Annotated in this window: 8 protein-coding genes; all 8 read left to right on the top strand. The window is 37.9% G+C overall.

The features are described 5' to 3' along the window. The first annotated feature begins 398 nt into the window (after positions 1 to 398). The 8 genes from ABWU87_RS12320 (at position 399) to ABWU87_RS12355 (ending at position 17,190) form a co-directional block, all read left to right on the top strand. Positions 399 to 3,440: a SusC/RagA family TonB-linked outer membrane protein gene (locus ABWU87_RS12320; protein WP_353331135.1), complete on the top strand. Its 3,042-nt coding sequence runs from the start codon at positions 399 to 401 to the stop codon at positions 3,438 to 3,440. Between the two features lie 10 nt (positions 3,441 to 3,450). After that, positions 3,451 to 5,097 carry a SusD/RagB family nutrient-binding outer membrane lipoprotein gene (locus tag ABWU87_RS12325; protein WP_353331137.1) on the top strand — a complete coding sequence of 549 codons (1,647 nt, stop codon included), beginning with the start codon at positions 3,451 to 3,453 and terminating at the stop codon, positions 5,095 to 5,097. A gap of 21 nt (positions 5,098 to 5,118) precedes the next feature. Next, entirely contained in the window at positions 5,119 to 5,961 is an 843-nt protein-coding gene (locus ABWU87_RS12330; protein WP_353331139.1) for a hypothetical protein, read from the top strand. Between the two features lie 11 nt (positions 5,962 to 5,972). Further along, positions 5,973 to 7,613 carry a PKD domain-containing protein gene (locus tag ABWU87_RS12335; RefSeq protein WP_353331141.1) on the top strand — a complete coding sequence of 547 codons (1,641 nt, stop codon included), beginning with the start codon at positions 5,973 to 5,975 and terminating at the stop codon, positions 7,611 to 7,613. A gap of 69 nt (positions 7,614 to 7,682) precedes the next feature. Further along, a complete protein-coding gene (locus ABWU87_RS12340) occupies positions 7,683 to 10,463 on the top strand; it encodes a family 10 glycosylhydrolase (RefSeq protein WP_353331143.1) in 2,781 nt (926 codons plus the stop codon). A gap of 55 nt (positions 10,464 to 10,518) precedes the next feature. Continuing rightward, a complete protein-coding gene (locus ABWU87_RS12345) occupies positions 10,519 to 11,901 on the top strand; it encodes a T9SS type A sorting domain-containing protein (RefSeq protein WP_353331145.1) in 1,383 nt (460 codons plus the stop codon). A 104-nt stretch (positions 11,902 to 12,005) separates the two neighbouring features. Then, a complete protein-coding gene (locus ABWU87_RS12350; protein WP_353331147.1) occupies positions 12,006 to 14,456 on the top strand; it encodes a phosphodiester glycosidase family protein in 2,451 nt (816 codons plus the stop codon). 283 nt (positions 14,457 to 14,739) lie between these two features. Continuing rightward, entirely contained in the window at positions 14,740 to 17,190 is a 2,451-nt protein-coding gene (locus tag ABWU87_RS12355; RefSeq protein WP_353331149.1) for a phosphodiester glycosidase family protein, read from the top strand. Positions 17,191 to 17,230 lie beyond the last annotated feature (40 nt).

Genomic DNA, 17,230 nt, shown 5'->3' on the forward strand with positions numbered 1-17,230 from the left:
ATGATTTTACTACTTTGCTTTTGAAAAGAATATAGGGAAATTATTATTTTATTAATGGTTTGATTAATTGCGAGTTAGAGATGGTGGCTTTTTTATATTCTAAAATACTTGTTGAATCAATATTAAGGTAAAAACTATAATTATAATTAAAACTATTACTAGAATCTATTACTTATAAAATGATTGAAAATTAATGAGCATAAACATTCTTTTTATAGAATTATTTATCTGAGCCTTCTCGCGTAATGGTGGGGAGCTGTTTTGATATAATGGGATTGTATAATAAGAGCATTTGTTATTTTATAGCTTACATTATCTGAAAATAAATAGATTAAAGTAAAGTTGGAGAACATGTAGAATACATAATATAAATCTAATATTAACAAATAAATATGATTATGAAAAAACAGCTATTTCTTCTGTTGTTTTTCCTTTCAGCTGTAGTAGGATTTGCTCAGCGAACAGTGACCGGTGTGGTGACTTCTGCTGAGGATAAGATGCCTGTAATTGGTGCCTCTGTTATGGTAAAAGGAACTACACAGGGAGCAATGACCGATTTAGATGGTAAATATTCAATCAAGGTCTCCGATAATTCAACGTTGGTTTTCAGATACGTAGGACTAAAAGAGACAGAAGTAAAGGTTGGAAAACAGTCTGTAATCAACGTCGAATTGCAGTCTTCTTCAATTCAGCTTGAAGAGATTGTAGTTACTGCAATGGGAGTTAAATCGGAGAAGAAAAAACTAAATTTCGCAGTTCAGAGTTTAAGTTCTGATGAAATTATTGCCGGACAGTCGGCTAACTTTGTCAGCTCGCTGCAAGGTAAGATTGCAGGTTTGCAGACCACTAGCACAGGTGGATCTCCAAATGCATCTACTCAGATTGTTATTCGTGCAATTTCTTCCATCAACCCATCTCAGAGCAATGAACCATTATTCATTATTGATGGTATGCCAATGCGGGGTGGAGGAACTTCAGCTGGCGACATTAACCCGAATGACATTGAAAGCATGAACGTACTTAAAGGAGCTGCTGCTTCTGCGTTGTATGGTCAGGAAGCTGCCAATGGGGTGATTTTGATTACAACCAAAAGCGGAAAAGCCGGCAAAGTGGTAGTAAATGCAAACGCGAGTGTGCAAATTGACAATGCTGTAAGAGTACCTAAAATTCAGCAAATTTATACTCCAGGGTCTCAGGGATTCTATAAGGAACTAACAACTGGTGGATGGGGACCTTTAGTGTCTCCTGATCAGGCCATTTATGATAATGTTGGTAACTTCCTAGGCACTGGTTTTTATGATAAATATGACGTAAGCGCGTCTGGTGGTACAGATAAGTTTACTGCGTATGCCTCTGCGAATTACTCAAGAAGTAATGGTGTAGTTCATAATGATTACAAGAACAGATTTGGTTACCTGCTGAAAGCCAGTTACAATGTATCAAAGTATTTGAGTTTTTCAATGCAGGCTAATTATAATGAGTCTGAATCTCGTGGCTTTGGAAATAGTATGGGGTCGGTTTATTCATGGCCTATTACAGATGACATGAGGAACTATAAGACAGATGCGGGTGCAATCCGCTGGCTATTTAATATGAACGGACTAACAGATGACGAGAAACTTGGAGTTCCGATGAATCCTAATTGGTCAAGATATGAAGATTCAAGTAAAACTACATCAACTCGTAACATTTTGCAGGGAAGCATAGATTGGAAACCGATTAAGAATATGGTGTTGTCTGGAAAAGTAAGCTATGATAATTCGTACTCTACTTACGATGCCTATACTACTCCCAGATTTTCACGTAACGATTTTAATAACCCATCAGCATTAGATACTAAACAATATCTGTTTGGTCAATATGTTTATTCTCCTAGCAACGGATCGATGATGACCTTGCAGGGTGTAGGTACTTATAAGTTTAATTTGAATAAGGACCTCGAAGTGAATCTATTGGCTGGAGCTGAAATGAAGAATGTAAAAAGTGAGAGTGCAAATCTTGGTGGAGCTGAATTCCTTTTGCCAGGCGATTTTTACAGCATGCAAAATATATCTGATAGTAGTTTAACTACTGATGGATCAAGTGATTATGGAATAAGCCTTTATCATACAAAACAAAATAAGTTCGGCTATTTTGGAGAAGTTCGTTTAGACTATAAAGGGATTGCCCATATTAGTGGAACAGCCAGACAAGATATGTCATCTACATTAACTCAAAAGAGTTATTTTTATCCCTCAGTAACTGCCGGGGTTATTTTCTCTGAATTGTTCCATTTATCAAATGGCACTTTCTCATATGGGAAGATTCGCGGAAACTGGGCTGAAGTAGGAAAAGAAGGTCCTCTTTACCGCTTTGATAGGAGCTTTAAGCAATGGAGCAGCTTCCCTGATGGAGGCTTTGGAGTAGATCCTGCAGTTGGTTCTTCCAATGAACTGTTTCCAGAGATGACAAAATCGTGGGAAATCGGTACTGACCTGAGATTCTTTAACGATCATACCCGATTGGATCTTGCTTATTATTCAACAACCGTTTCAAATCAGATTGTGACTGTTCGCGTATCACCTGCCTCTGGTATGATTTTACAGACCCGTAATGAAGGAGCACTTGAAAACTATGGTATTGAAGCTCAGCTTTCACAGGATATTATCATGAATAAAGATCTTAAATGGACAGCTGGTGCAAACTTCTCTTTAAATAGAGGAAGGGTTGTAAGCTTGCCGGATGGAATCACTGAAATTCAAGGTGGTCAGTATGGTGATATTTTCCCAACTGCTTTCTTACATGGATCGTCTACTGCGATTTCAGGTAAAGATTATAAGAGAAGTCCTGATGGAAAGATTATATGTAATGAAGATGGATATCCAATTATTGACCCTGCAAAAGGTATTTTGATCGGTGACCGTTCACCAGACTTCTTGTTAGGTTTAACAAGTACTTTCCAATGGAAAGACTTATCGGTATCATTCCTGTTGGATACAAGATCGGGTGGTGATGTGGTTAATGTAACCGGACGTTCACTATTCTCAAGTGGTCAACATAAATCATTAGAAAAATACAGAAACCGTGAAATCATTGTTGATGGGGTTGTTCAACAAGCAGACGGTACTTATGTTCCAAATACAAAACCAATCATCTTTAATCAAACAAACATGAATAATTACTATTATGCAGTAAGTTCAAACTTTATTGAAGATGGATCATATATACGTCTGAGCTATGTAACAGTGGGTTATGACTTCTCTCGGTTCTTAAAGAAGACAGCCATTAAAGGATTGAAAGCAACACTCACAGGACGTAATCTGTTCTTGTTAACCAAGTATTCTGGTTCAGATCCACAGATTAGTACAGGTTCTGCAAGTGGTACCGGAAGTGCTGGTATTGATAACTTCCAGGTACCGAATACCCGTAGCTTTAACTTTACACTAAACGCAACTTTCTAAATTTATGATTATGAGAAAATTAAAATATTTTGCACTGGCATTGTTGCTTGGAATGGGTTTCTCGAGCTGTGAAAACATGCTTGATGATAATAAGAATCCAGATAAAGCATCATCAGTAACAGCTGAACAATTGTTACCTGTCGTAGTCTTTTATTCATCTCAGATAAATTACGACCATGCTGAGTATGGTGCTTACCTTTCTCAGGCATTGACAACTGGTGGTAAGAGTCAAACCGGATCTTATGCTTATAAGAGCGGATGGGAATTCCTGACAATGAATAGACATCCCCAATGGAGAAGACATTTCTTTGATATAGGGACAAACGTTAATGAGCTGATTAAAGCAGCAGAAAAGATCAACTCTAAAAACTTTATATTAATTGCCCGTACAATCCGTTTGATGTCTACTCAGCTAACAACTGATATGTTTGGTGATATGCCTCGTTCTGAAGCTTATAAATCAAACTCCCCTAAATATGACACCCAGGAAAGTATTTACGAATGGATGATTAAGGAATCTGATGAATTGATTGCTTTGTACAATGATCCTGCTTGGACAGATGCACCTACAAATGTTAAGATCACGAAACAAATGGACCGTATTTTCTCAGGTGATTTAAAGAAGTGGAAGCAATTTACCTATGCTTTAAAAGCACGTATTCTGTTGCGTAAACTTCCAAATTGGGACAATACTCCGGCTACCTGCCAGCAGATTATCGATGCTGTGGACGCTGCTAATACTGCTGAATGGGAAGAACCAAGATATAATTATGATAGCGGAACAGGTGTGAAGAGCTCTCCTTGGGGATTATCCAAACCTATCATTAATGGTTGGGAAAGTCGTGATAATCAATTGGATAAGGCAATAGCTTCAAAGTACTTTTGTGTAAATATTTTAGGCGTTTTTGATAAGCCAAGCCCATCAATCGGACAAGCAGAAGACCCTCGTCTCGAGAAAATGATGACTAAAAGAGCGGGCCCTGAAGGAGATGCTGCAATCAAATACCGCTATTTGGAAAATAATATTGGAATGGGAGTTTCTTACAAAGAATCGAACTATCCTGATTTATATGCTGGTGTGTATACAAAGGATAATGGATATATTCCATTGATAACAACCGAAGAACTGTTGTTAATAAAAGCAGAGGCAGAATACTGGAAAGGAGATAAAGTTGCTGCCAGAACATTAGCTATTGAAGCTGCTAATATGAATATGGACCGTTATGGTGTTATAAACGCTAAATACAAAAGCAACTATTTTGATCTGAAATATAAAGACAAATATTTCCCAGAAGGTGATGCGTTTACCATTAAGCATCTAATGCTTCAGAAATACGTTTGTATGTATTTGCAGCCAGAACAATGGACAGATTTAAGAAGATACAATTACAGCAATGATGTAAACAAGAAAACCTATGATGGAGTCATTGTTTATCCGGGATTGAAACGTCCTTATAACTTGTACGAACCTTATTGGTGCACTGAAAAGAATCCTGATGGAACTGTTAAGGAGGTTTGGATACAGCGGATTAACTATGACCCTGAAACTGAGGAAAAATACAATAAAGCTGAATTGGAAAGGCTTGGTGCTTATAAAAGTAGCGATTGGCTAAAGAAACCTATGATTTGGGCTATTTATTCTGATGCACATAAATAACTAATTTAATTGTATAATAACATGAAAAATATAATAAAGATCGCCTTATTATTGCTGTGCTCATCAGGCTTTACTGCCTGCGAAATTAATGACCCTGTCGATGGCTGGGCCCGAATTGGCCAGCAAGTACCTCAGACAATTTGGGAGTTGTCTAGTACAAAAGTGAAAGCCGGGGATAGTCTCCAATTTAAAGCCCAGTATTATACAAATGGCGAGGAAGTGGAAGACATGGCTGTGTGGTATGACCTGACCGAGAAAACAACTATGAGTGCAACATGCCCTATTGTAAGCTTTAACTATTCTCTCTCCATTGATAAATCGGTTCTATCAAGAGAAAATCAGGAAATTATTTCATATGTTCATTCCGAGAATTACTGGGATAGCAATAAAAAAGCATATATATTTAATGGCAAATTCCCTGTCAGCAATACTTTGCGCCCGATAGAATGGAAAGAGGTTGGAGACTTTGATAATGCGAAATTTCAAACACTGTTCCCTGATACATTTGCGACTGCATTTAAAAGTGGACTCTACCAGAAACTTGCTCAAGCAACATACTTGTCTGATTATCGCGCGGTTCTGGTAACAGCTGGAAATGTTACAGTAGAGGAATTTAACGCTTGCGTGGATTCCGTTTACAATAATAATAGTGCAAGCTGGGATAAGTTTATTAAAAACGATAAAGTTGCGACTTTGAAAAGTAAATTTGATGTTATCCCATTTGAAAACCTGATTTATAAATCCTCTGAATCGAAGTATATGATTAATTATTTAAAGTCATATTTTGCAGGGGCTACTTTCAGAGTCTTCGATAAAAAGAAGAATCAAGGTATTACAGAAAAGTTCACTATTGAAATTATATAAATCATAGAGCTATGAAATTTACTAAATATTTATTTGCAGTTCTACTGCTTACCTTATCACTGACGGGATGTGTAGAGAACAACCCGTTCTATGAAAACTTTCCTGGTGATAAGGTTGCATTCACTTACAATGTGGATGGCAATTATAAGATTGATTATCTGGTTGGTTCAACCATCCAGTTTACAAATATCTCAGAGGCAAAAGGCGCTTGTACTTGGGATTTCGGTGATGGATCCGGAGTGTCAACAGAAAATGATCCAAAGCATATCTTTGAGGTTGCAGGAACTTATGAAGTGAAACTGACAGTTGAAGGTGAAGGTACTGTTACTAAGAAGATTCTGATTAGTGACATTTTCCCAACGATTACGATTGATCCTATAGAAGGTGGACTCTGTGAGGTAAATTCTGTACCAGTTCATTTCTCCGTTTATTTACCCAACCCGCAGAATTTACCTGTTGACTTTACCTGGGTTTTACCGGAAGGTACTATTGATGCTACTGGCAAAGAAATTACTCAATTTGAGGGATCAGATCCTGGTCAATTGAGATTTAAGAATGTTGGTTCACAAAAAATTGTTTTAAAGACTAAATTAGGAGGTCGTTCTCTCGAAGAAGGGGTCGTTAATGTTCAGGTTGGTTACAATCAGCCGGCTAAAACTATCTATTACGCAGTGAAAGGTGGAAATCTGATGGCTATGAAACTGATCCCTAATTTACCTCAAGGAATGAAAAACAAACCATTCAATTTAGGAATTAAATCAGGACAACACCCGATGAATCTATTATTCAGTGATTCATGTCTGTATGTCCTTGATGCAGGTAAACAGTTTACTTATATCAATGACGCTGATGGTGTATTAGGCGATGGTGCAATATCTGTTGTGGCATACAATGGAAGTAAGATTGAAACCCTGCTTACAAATACTAAACAAGCTTTCAACGACCCATTCTATGGATACATTGATGGAAATGACCTTTATTTCTCCGATCGTAATACTGGTATAACTAGGGTTCCAAAAACATCAAGAAATATGTCATTGGATCGTAATGATTCACGTTTCTCATATTATGTTCAGAACGATCGATTGAAATATTATAATGTTGGATACCAATACGGTGCGATGAATGCTTGTATGACTAAATTGAAAGATGGAACATGGTGGTGGTCTAAAACTTATAACGGGGTAGGTATATACCGTTTCAAGGAAAGTGATATCTCTGCTAGTGCAATCTCTACCGGTGAAGCGAACAAACCTTATCCTGTATTAGCTTCCGGGCTTTACATAAAATCATTTGTAGTTGACGAAACTAGAGGAATGGTGTATTATGCTATTCGTGAAAAAGGTATCTATAAAGCATCAATTGCTGATTTCCAAGATCCATTTAAAATTACTCCTGCTAATCCCGGAACTCTAATTCAGGCCTTGATTTCTGATAGCGAAGGTTCAACCGGTGAGTATGTGGATGTATGTCAGATGGTTCTTGACCCAGAGGATGGTTCTGTTTATTTCGGTTATCGTAAAGATCCTACTTCAACTGTGGCTTCAGGTTTGAAACGATATAATCCGGCAGCGAATAAAATTGAATCTATTATCGACAATGTTGAAATATACGGTGTTGCAATCAATCACACCAAAGCAAAATTATTCTAAAACAAATAAAGCTGATAGCTGCTGTTCTTAGTAGCTATCAGCTAATATAACCACAATAATTTACCTTCTATGACTGACCATAGCATAAAAAGAATAATTCTTTCGCTATTATTATTGCATATAGGCATAATAGCTTTTTCGCAATCCCCTAAAAGAGAGATGCGCTCAGCCTGGCTTGCAACTGTATGGCAATTGGATTGGCCAAAATCGAAGATTACTTCTACAGGAAATGAACAGGAAATAAATGTTCAAAAGAAATTGATGACAAGAATCCTGGATTCGTTGGTTTCAGCTAATATGAATGCAGTTTGTTTTCAGATACGGAGCAGATGTGATGCTATGTATAAGTCTAGTTATGAACCTTGGTCTTCTGATTTAGTTGCGACTCGTGGAATGGATCCTGGATATGATCCTCTTGCTTTTGTTATTCAGGAAGGTCACAAAAGAGGTATTGAAGTTCATGCCTGGATAAATCCATATCGTTTTGAGTCTCAAGTTGGCCAATGGAGTGGTCAACCGGGTGATTATAATGTTGATCATCCAGACTGGGTACTTGCTCACAATGGAGCTTCAATCTTAAACCCCGGATTGCCGGAAGTAAGAAATCGCATCTCTGATATTATCCGGGAAATTGTTACCAATTATGATGTTGATGGTATCCTCTTTGATGATTATTTCTATCTATCGGGTACTACTGCTGCTGAAGATGCGGATGCATTCTCTAAATACAATCCCGAAGGACTAAAATTGGCTGACTGGAGACGATCTAATGTCAACAAGATGATTGCTCAGGTTTACAATACAATCCAAGAGGTGAAGCCTTATGTTACTTTCGGAGTTTCTCCCGCAGGTATTTGGGATGTAACTCCCGAAATCGCGGCTTCATACGGGCTGACGCTACCTCAGGGTATCTCAGGTGGTTATGCTTATAACAGCATCTATTGTGACCCTGTAGCATGGCTGAAGGAAGGAACAGTAGATTATATTTCTCCTCAGATTTATTGGACAACTGGATCGGGTACGACTGATTATAACAAGTTAGCACCTTGGTGGTCTGATGTGGCGCTTCATTTTGGGAAACATTTCTATTCAAGTCATTCAATAAGTGCGTTAACAGCCTCTTCATCTACCCAACCTGTACAGATTGATGGCGTTACTTTGCCTGCTGCAGCTTTATCAAACACAGAAAAAGCGATTCTGTTTGAGAACACTGCTCCTCAAACCCGCTTCGTTTCGACTGAAGTCGGTTTACAGATTGATGCAAATAGAAATGGTGATAAGAATGATGCACCGGGAAGTATTTTTTATCCGGTTACTAAAGTTTATGCAACTGCAGGTTTTGTGGACTATCTGAAGCGCTATAAATTTACAAATAAGGCATTGGCTCCTGCTATCCACTGGAAAAATACAACAAATCCTGGGACTGTCAGTAATATATCCCTCAATGGGTCCTTATTAAGCTGGACACCGGTGACTGGAAATGCTCAATACTCTGTTTATGCAATTCCTGCTAATCAGGTTGAGAGTCCGGAGGTGTTCAATTCTTCTCAATATCTATTAGGTGTATCATATGAACCGTCCTTTACAATAAACGGAGCCCTTAATTTGACCGACAAAGTCCTTGCTGTAGCAGTAATGGATCGTTATGGAAATGAATTTGCACCCGTGATTATGGGACATTCTTGTGTTGCAGCTTCTACTCCTGTTCAGGACTACCCTGCAGACCAGAGTAATTCATTGTATCCTTTCGTATTTACATGGGAGCCTGTGTCAGGTGCTATTTCATATATTATTGAGATATCAGAAAAAGAAGATTTTTCCAATTTGATTTGTGCTCGTGAAGTATATACGAACAGTTTTTCAACGACTAATCTGAAGCCTTTGTTGAATGGACAAAAATATTATTGGAGAGTAAAAACAAAAACTGCCGGAGAAATTAGTCTTGCCTCCGCAGCACGTTCTTTTGTTCCCAATACCTTCTGCATTGCTCAGCCTATAAATGCAGCTGAAAATGTTGCATTGACTCCACAGATTTCCTGGACAGATGCTGGCGCAGATGCAACATATCAGCTAGAGATTGCTTCAGCTGTCAATTTCTCGGATGGATTGATTTTATATAGTGCAAAATATAACACAAATAGTTGCCAACTTCCATCAGGTGTTTTGGTGGGACTAAAAACATATTACCTCCGAGTGAAGACTATGATTAATGGTGTTGAGACATATACTCCTATCGTAAACTTTACTACAGAAGCCCGTGTTCCTGATGTACCTCAGATTGCTTCTCCATTAAACGGAAGTACTATTGAGAGTAGTACGTTGAAAGTTAATTGGAATGAAGAACCACGAGCAAAGAACTTCAGAATTGAATTATGTTCTTCAAATAGTTTTTCTCCTCGACAAACTAAGATCAAATTGGTTGATCCATTTGTTTATGAAACGATATACGATGGTCTTACTTCCGGAACTTATTACGTGAGAGCAAGAGCTGAATACAATGATAAAGATGCTAATGGGAATATTATTACGGCTGTTACAAACTGGTCTGATACCATTCAAGTAACTTATAAGTTACCTACAGGAATTGAAGATATACAAAAAGAGGCAAACCGTTATTATATAATCAATTCAGGTGCAGGCGATAAAAAGTTAGTTGTTGAGTTGTGCGAATCTTCTAAAATTTCTGTTAGTCTGAATTCAGTATCCGGAGTTCAGTTAATGTCTCTGAATCAGCTTATGCCTGCAGGTCAGCATGTTATAGATCTTTCTATTCAGAATGTGCCAGCCGGAATTTATCTGATATTTATTGAGGCGGACGGTAAACGTGAAACCCTTAAACTAATTAAATAGAATATATTGTTTTTCAATATAAATTGTGATTATTGTTTAACTAAATTTTAAGATTATGAAAAAAGTATTACTTGGAGTTGCTGCTCTGTTTATTGGCGCAGCATCAATGAACGCACAAACAGGCGTTAAAGATACAGCAGTTTACAATCCTACAAATGGATATGAACTGAGGAATCTTTGGATTCAGTCTGAATTGTCTAATAATAAACAAATTATTACTGACATAGGTGAGGCCAGAGGTATGGCTGTTCGTAACGGTGAACTTTTGTTCTGTCAACGCGGTGGTACATCTACAAGTGGAAACATTTTGATTTATGATGGAGCAACCGGTGCATTCAAACGTAATGTTGCTCTAGCTAGCAATGTATTTGCATTGAATGATACAGCAAAGGTAACCAAGGTTTTTGGTGTTTGTAATGATATTCAGGTTGATGATGCAGGACATGTACTTGTTGCAAACTTACAAACAAATGCTGCAAAAGAAAGTTTCCAGGTTTGGAATATTAATCTTGCAGACGGAACAGGTACAAAAGTTCTGGATTGTTTGCTAACAGGTCTTACTGATGTATTCCGTATTGATGCATTTGGTGTTTATGGAGACGTAACAGGTGATGGATATCTGATGGCTGCTATTGCTGGTGATATCGCTGGTGCAGGTGACCAGGTACTTCGCTGGGATATTAAAGGTGGTGTCCTTGACGGGAACAATCCTGAATTTATAACTATACAAAGTTATTATCCAGTTGCTGCAAAGACTAATGGTACTGGACCACGTGTATGTCCGGTAGATAATGACCTTTTCTATCTGGATGGATTTAACTCTGCTGCAACTCTGTATGACATGAATGGTGTAATTGTAGATGGTTTTGCTAATGCTACTGATTGTGCTCCATTAAATATTGGAAATAACGGTGTAGATGAATTCTCTATCAATGGTAAAGACTTCGTAACATATATTTACTCTAATAACACTGTTTCTCCATACCAGGCATGGAACTTGTGTGAACTTGGTGCAGGTATGCAATTTACCGGTATGCAGAAATATTTCCAATTCCCTAAAGCTGGTTTAGGAAAAGCGTCTAATGCTGTTCGTACAGCATTGCCTCGCATCGAAGTAAATCCTGCTAAAACTGTTGCTACACTTTATGTATATGCATATAAGAGTGGAGTTGCAGCTTACCAGTTTGGTTTGACAAAAGATCTTCCTACTCAATCAGGAATCAGTAAGAATCATGCAGATGCTGCATTGAACGTTGTTGCTACTGCTAATGGCATCGAATTGTCTGAAGCTGCTAACGTTGAAGTATTTAACTTCGCTGGTCAGAAAGTAGCTGCTTTGAATAGCGCAAGTAAAGTTGTTTTGGCTCCTGGAATGTACATTGTAAAAGCAATTACTGCCAACGGAGAAGTTGTAACAGCAAAAGTTAATGTGAAATAATTAATTTGCTCTTTTTTAAACTTAAATAAAAGGGTGATCTATGTAGTCACCCTTTTACTTTATCACTCTTCCACTCTTCTTTCTCGCATTAAATACATATACTTATGAAAAAACTGTATACTACTCTATCTCTTATTTTTTGTTTTTGTCTATTTACCTTTGCAGGTAAAGGAAATGATATCACCATAGGTGGTGTCGTTTATCAGACAGATACCTTGTCTCACATGAAAGTAGGGCCAGGTTCATATTATACGGCTCTTAAATATTATACATCAACTAAGGTACTTCGTGTCTTTATGCTTGAGGTAGACGCTAAGAATCCTTATATACGCTTTGAATCTGTATTAGGTAAAGATTCTACAATTACAACTGAAAGGACTTCATCAATGGCTATCCGCAAAAGCAAAGAGGGAGCCGTTTATTTTGCCGGAACAAATGCAGACTTTTTTGATACCTCAGCAGCTAATCTTGGATATCCTATTCACGGATGTATTGTTGAAGGTCAGATAGCACGTACTCCAACAAACTCTACTCATATGGCATTTGCAGGTTCTGTGCCAATGTTGGATGTTGCAGCATTTACCAGCAGTAAATGTACTTTCGGGACTCAAACGTTAGCAATTAATAATGTTAATACAACCAGAGGTACAAATCAACTTATTCTTTATAATACACTAAACGGTAATTATACTCACACTAACTCTTACGGAACGGAAGTTTTAGTTGAGCTTCCTGCCGATACAAAATGGAATGTTAATACAACCATAAAAGCTAAAGTGGTAAAAAAAGAGTTAGCTAAAGGAAATATGCTTATTTTACCTAATCATGCTGTATTATCTAGCCATGGAACAGCTGATGCTTTTTTAACTCAGTTGAATGTAAATGATGAAGTGGAAATCTATCTGGGAGTAAATATGACAACCTTAGGAAGTTCTCCACAGATCAATGCAATGGTTGGTGGTGACCGTATGATTCTTCAATCAGGTGTTGTAACTGACAATGACTGGGCAGAACTTCATCCAAGAACATCAATTGGTTATTCTCAGGATCAAGGTAAGGTTTATTTCTGTGTTGTTGATGGTCGTTCCGGTTTATCCAATGGAACAACAACTAAGCAATTAGCTGATATTATGAAGAGTGCAGGTGCATATAACGCGCTGAATCTTGATGGTGGAGGCTCTAGCGCTATGTATATAAAAGAGTTCGGGGTAATGAACAATCCTAGTGATGGTTCTGAACGAGCTGTTTGTAATGGAATTTATGCAGTTAATACTTCTCCGGCAGATAATACTATTTCTGAAATCAAATGCTCTGTAAGCTCTATTTCATTGCCACGTTATGGTGTCTTTTCACCAAAATTCTATGGATATAATCAATATGGAACTCTAATCAATACAGATGTTAAAGGTGTCCAACTTTCTTGTTCAGCTGCATTAGGTGAGATTAATACTTCTGGCGCTTTTGTTGCTTCAGGTACCCAAAGCGGAACTTTACAAGCGGATTATAATGGAGTAAAAACCTCTGTTATGATTGATTTAAATGGTGAGGCAATCCCTTCCTTGCGACTTGATTCCGTGTTGGTAGATCAGAAACACGAATACGCAATTGAGGTGGAAGCTTTAGTAGGTGAGACAATGATGCCACTTCTTCCTCAGGCATTAACATGGACAACTGACAATTCTGCAATTTGTTCTGTGGACAATGGCATTTTGAAAGGAGTTTCTAATGGAACAACTTACATTCATGGAAAACTTGGCAGCGTAGAACTTACTCAGAAAGTAATTGTGGAAATTCCTTCATCAGATGTTTTATCTGTTGACAAGATTACCGATCTTTCTACCTGGACAGTGAAGGGATCATCGAATATATCGAATACGTCTATTACTTCGACAAGTTTCCCAACTACAATGAAGTATACTTACTCTTCTGGACGTTCTCCATATATCCAATTATATAAAGAATTTCCCTTATACAGCATTCCTGATTCCATGAAAGTTGTTTTAAATACCGGTAGAACAGGTGTGCTTAAAGCTCTTGTAACTGTAAGAGCTAACAATCAGACATCGTATTCACCCCTCGAATTTACTGGTTTTGAATTGGGAAAGGAATATGTTTTAAGCATGCCGATGAGTAAATTACTTACTGACATAAATGACCGTGCCTGTTATCCGGTTCGTTTTGAAGGCTTAAAACTGATGATAAATCCTACGACTCAGATAGCTGGGGAAGTGTATGATATTGAAGTAAAGGAATTCTCTTTAATATATGGAAACACAACAGTTGGCATCCTCAATCCGGAATTGATTTCCAGACTAAGAGTTTATCCTAATCCGGTAACGGAAGGAGTGGCTTATGTAGCTTTTGCCGTTGATCAACTTAAACCGGTTCGGATGGAATTGTACGCACTTACCGGTAAACTGCTCCGTTCAGAAAGACTGGAAAGTGGACAATCTGGTGAGATCAGACTACCGCTCCAGGGAATTGCATCGGGTACTTATTTGTTGAATTTGCATAGTGGAAATAAATCAGAGGCTGTGAAAATAATAATTAAGTAGTTGTTTTATTGTATTCTTGTACAAAAGAATGTATTCTTCTGTACAGAACAAATCAATCTTCTGTACAAAAGAATTAATTCTTTTGTACAGAAGAAATATAGTTTATAGGGATGTTTATGAAAATATAAGCAAGCTATTCTCTCTTAATCTACTTGTGTATCTCGGTCCATTCAATATGAACCTGTTTGCTGATGTTTCATTCGGTGGATATATGTAAAGTAGTGAAATAATTGATTGCAAAATCATGAAAATATAAGATACAATCCTTAAATATAAGACGATCATGAAAAAAACACTTTCAGCCTTTTTAGCTTTCATCTTTTCCTTATCTGTAAATGCACAAGCTCCCAACTGGGGAATTGCAGATACTCTGGAACATCATTCTTTAGGCCCTGGAATTCAATTCACAAAGATACGCTATAAAGATAAACCATTATTGATTTGGGTTACAACAATAGATTTGACTAACCCCAATAACAAAATCGAGCAGGTTCAGTCTCATAATAAGGTGCCCGATGTGGCTAGAGAGACAGTAATGGATATGTCGAAGAATAATACATATCAGAATCATAAGGTCTGCGCAGCGTTTAATCATGATTTCTTCTCTTATGAACAAGGTATATGCATCGGAGTTAATGTAAATAACGGAGAAATCCCCTATTCAAGTGGATGGGGACGTTCTCTTTTTGCTATTTCTGAAGGTAAAACAGCTTCTGTTTTCGCTCCTAATTTAGATGCGAAAGTCAATCTTACGGATGGCAGTTCGGTCAAGATCGATTTTTTTAATTCACAAGCTTTAGGCCTCACAGGTGATTGTATTTTATTCAATCGATTGAATGCACTAACGCTTACAGAATCTGGAAAGTATATAAAAATTAAGCCATTGTCAAAATGGACATTAAACGGTCCTGATATTGATTGTGAAGTATTGGAAGTGTCTGACTCACCATTGCAAACCAGTCAGACTGAGTATGTAATATATGCCCGCGGAAGTAAATTGACTGCTTTCGATGGAAAAATTAAAGCAGGAGATAAGATTTCAATTTCACAAAAACTTGCTAATGGTAAATTTGGAACACCTGCACAAAATATAGTAAACGCTTTTCATGGCTATCCCAGTATTGCTTATGAAGGAAAATTGCATGACGGGGAATACAATGATTTTGAAAACGGACGCGAGTATGAGGTTTCTGCCAGAGTGATGGCCGGAATGTCTCAAGATGGAAAAACAGTCTATATTGTAACCGTGGAATCTGGTTCAAGAAACAGTGTAGGAGTCAATTGCATTGATATTGCCAACTGGATGTTGGCTCATGGTTCCTGGAATGTGGTTAATTTTGATAGCGGTGGTTCTGTTGCCATTGTTGTGGATCATGAAATGCTTAACTATCCCGAACGAGGATCGGTGCGCCCGGTAGAAGATGGCCTGCTTGTTGTCTCTACAGCCGAAGAATCCAGCGAAGTGGCTTCTTATGCTTTTATCACTCCGACCCTCACTGCATCCGAAATATCATTATCTCCATTGACATTGTACTCTTTTAATAAGAACGGCGAGGTTCTTGAGAAAAATATACAAGGGTTCACCTTTTCCTGTATTCCTGAAGATTTAGGTATTGTTGATGAGAATGGTGTTTTTCATGCCGGAAATAAAATCCAGCAAGGTAAAATTTTGGCAACTAAAGACGGATTAACGGCAGAACTGGCTGTAAACGTTCGTTCTTTATCTGATATAAAGGTTTCTCCAACAAACATCTTATTGGATGGAGTTCGTAGGTTCCCTGTGCGATTGGAGGGAACCGTCGATAATAAGCAGTATTTATTAGACCCTAGTGCTTTTGTATGGAGTTCATCCAATCCAGCTTGTTGTGTTGTTGAGAATGGTATATTGCGAGGGATAGCTACCGGGAAAACGACATTGCAAGGAACTTACGGAGGTAAGGAGGTGGTTGTTGAGGTCTCAGTTGAGATTGCAGCAAAAGAGAGAGTTCACGAAAACTTCTCGGACATGTCCCTTTTTGTGGTCAACAAGAACTCACCGGTTTTAAATCTGAGATTTGAAAACAGTAATTTACCTTTGGGATGGACTGACGGAACTAATATGGCTTTTGATATTACCAGCGGCCGTCTGCCATATATTGAACTAGTGAAACCGGTTGTTTTCTACAGTTTGCCAGACTCTATGTCCATACAGTTGAAGGCGTCTGCAAATGCAGTCAAAAATATTCAGTTCTTCTTATCTTCAGCAACCAAAGCTGATTATAAACTAGTTGAAATGACGCTTCCTTCGCAAAAGGATTCGGTATTTGTCATTCCATTCAGTGAGGGCGGACCGTTGGAAACCACAGAATACCCAATTACATTGAATAAAATGAAGATAAATCTGGTTTCATCGGCAATGACCGGGATTACCTTGTCAATGCGTGATTTAAAAGCATATTATCCGGTCTTGACGGGAGTAGGTATTCCTGAAATTTCGCTAATAAAAAAAGGTGCATATATAACAACTATAAACGGCGAGGCTGTATTGCATTACAATATGCCTGAACCAGGAAAGGCCAGTGCCTCACTTTGGACAATGGATGGGCGTAAACTGGGTACTTTGTTCTCAACAACTCAACCGGCTGGTGAGCATACATGTTCTGTACCTTTTAACGGGGTGAATCCGGGCATCTATATGCTGCAGATGATTCTTAACGGTAAAATGGAAATCTTGAAATTTGTTGTTTCAAAATAATCTGAAAGAAAGAGTGAATTGAATAGCAGATATTATTTTC

This window comes from Bacteroides sedimenti (assembly GCF_040365225.1).
Classification (GTDB): Bacteria; Bacteroidota; Bacteroidia; order Bacteroidales; family Bacteroidaceae; genus Bacteroides; species Bacteroides sedimenti.

What these genes read in the sequence shown, in the direction of transcription:
- ABWU87_RS12320 (WP_353331135.1), top strand. Translation starts at nt 399, where the DNA reads ATGAAAAAACAGCTATTTCTTCTGTTGTTTTTCCTTTCAGCTGTAGTA.
- ABWU87_RS12340 (WP_353331143.1), top strand. Translation starts at nt 7,683, where the DNA reads ATGACTGACCATAGCATAAAAAGAATAATTCTTTCGCTATTATTATTG.
- ABWU87_RS12335 (WP_353331141.1), top strand. Translation starts at nt 5,973, where the DNA reads ATGAAATTTACTAAATATTTATTTGCAGTTCTACTGCTTACCTTATCA.
- ABWU87_RS12345 (WP_353331145.1), top strand. Translation starts at nt 10,519, where the DNA reads ATGAAAAAAGTATTACTTGGAGTTGCTGCTCTGTTTATTGGCGCAGCA.
- ABWU87_RS12350 (WP_353331147.1), top strand. Translation starts at nt 12,006, where the DNA reads ATGAAAAAACTGTATACTACTCTATCTCTTATTTTTTGTTTTTGTCTA.
- ABWU87_RS12330 (WP_353331139.1), top strand. Translation starts at nt 5,119, where the DNA reads ATGAAAAATATAATAAAGATCGCCTTATTATTGCTGTGCTCATCAGGC.
- ABWU87_RS12325 (WP_353331137.1), top strand. Translation starts at nt 3,451, where the DNA reads ATGAGAAAATTAAAATATTTTGCACTGGCATTGTTGCTTGGAATGGGT.
- ABWU87_RS12355 (WP_353331149.1), top strand. Translation starts at nt 14,740, where the DNA reads ATGAAAAAAACACTTTCAGCCTTTTTAGCTTTCATCTTTTCCTTATCT.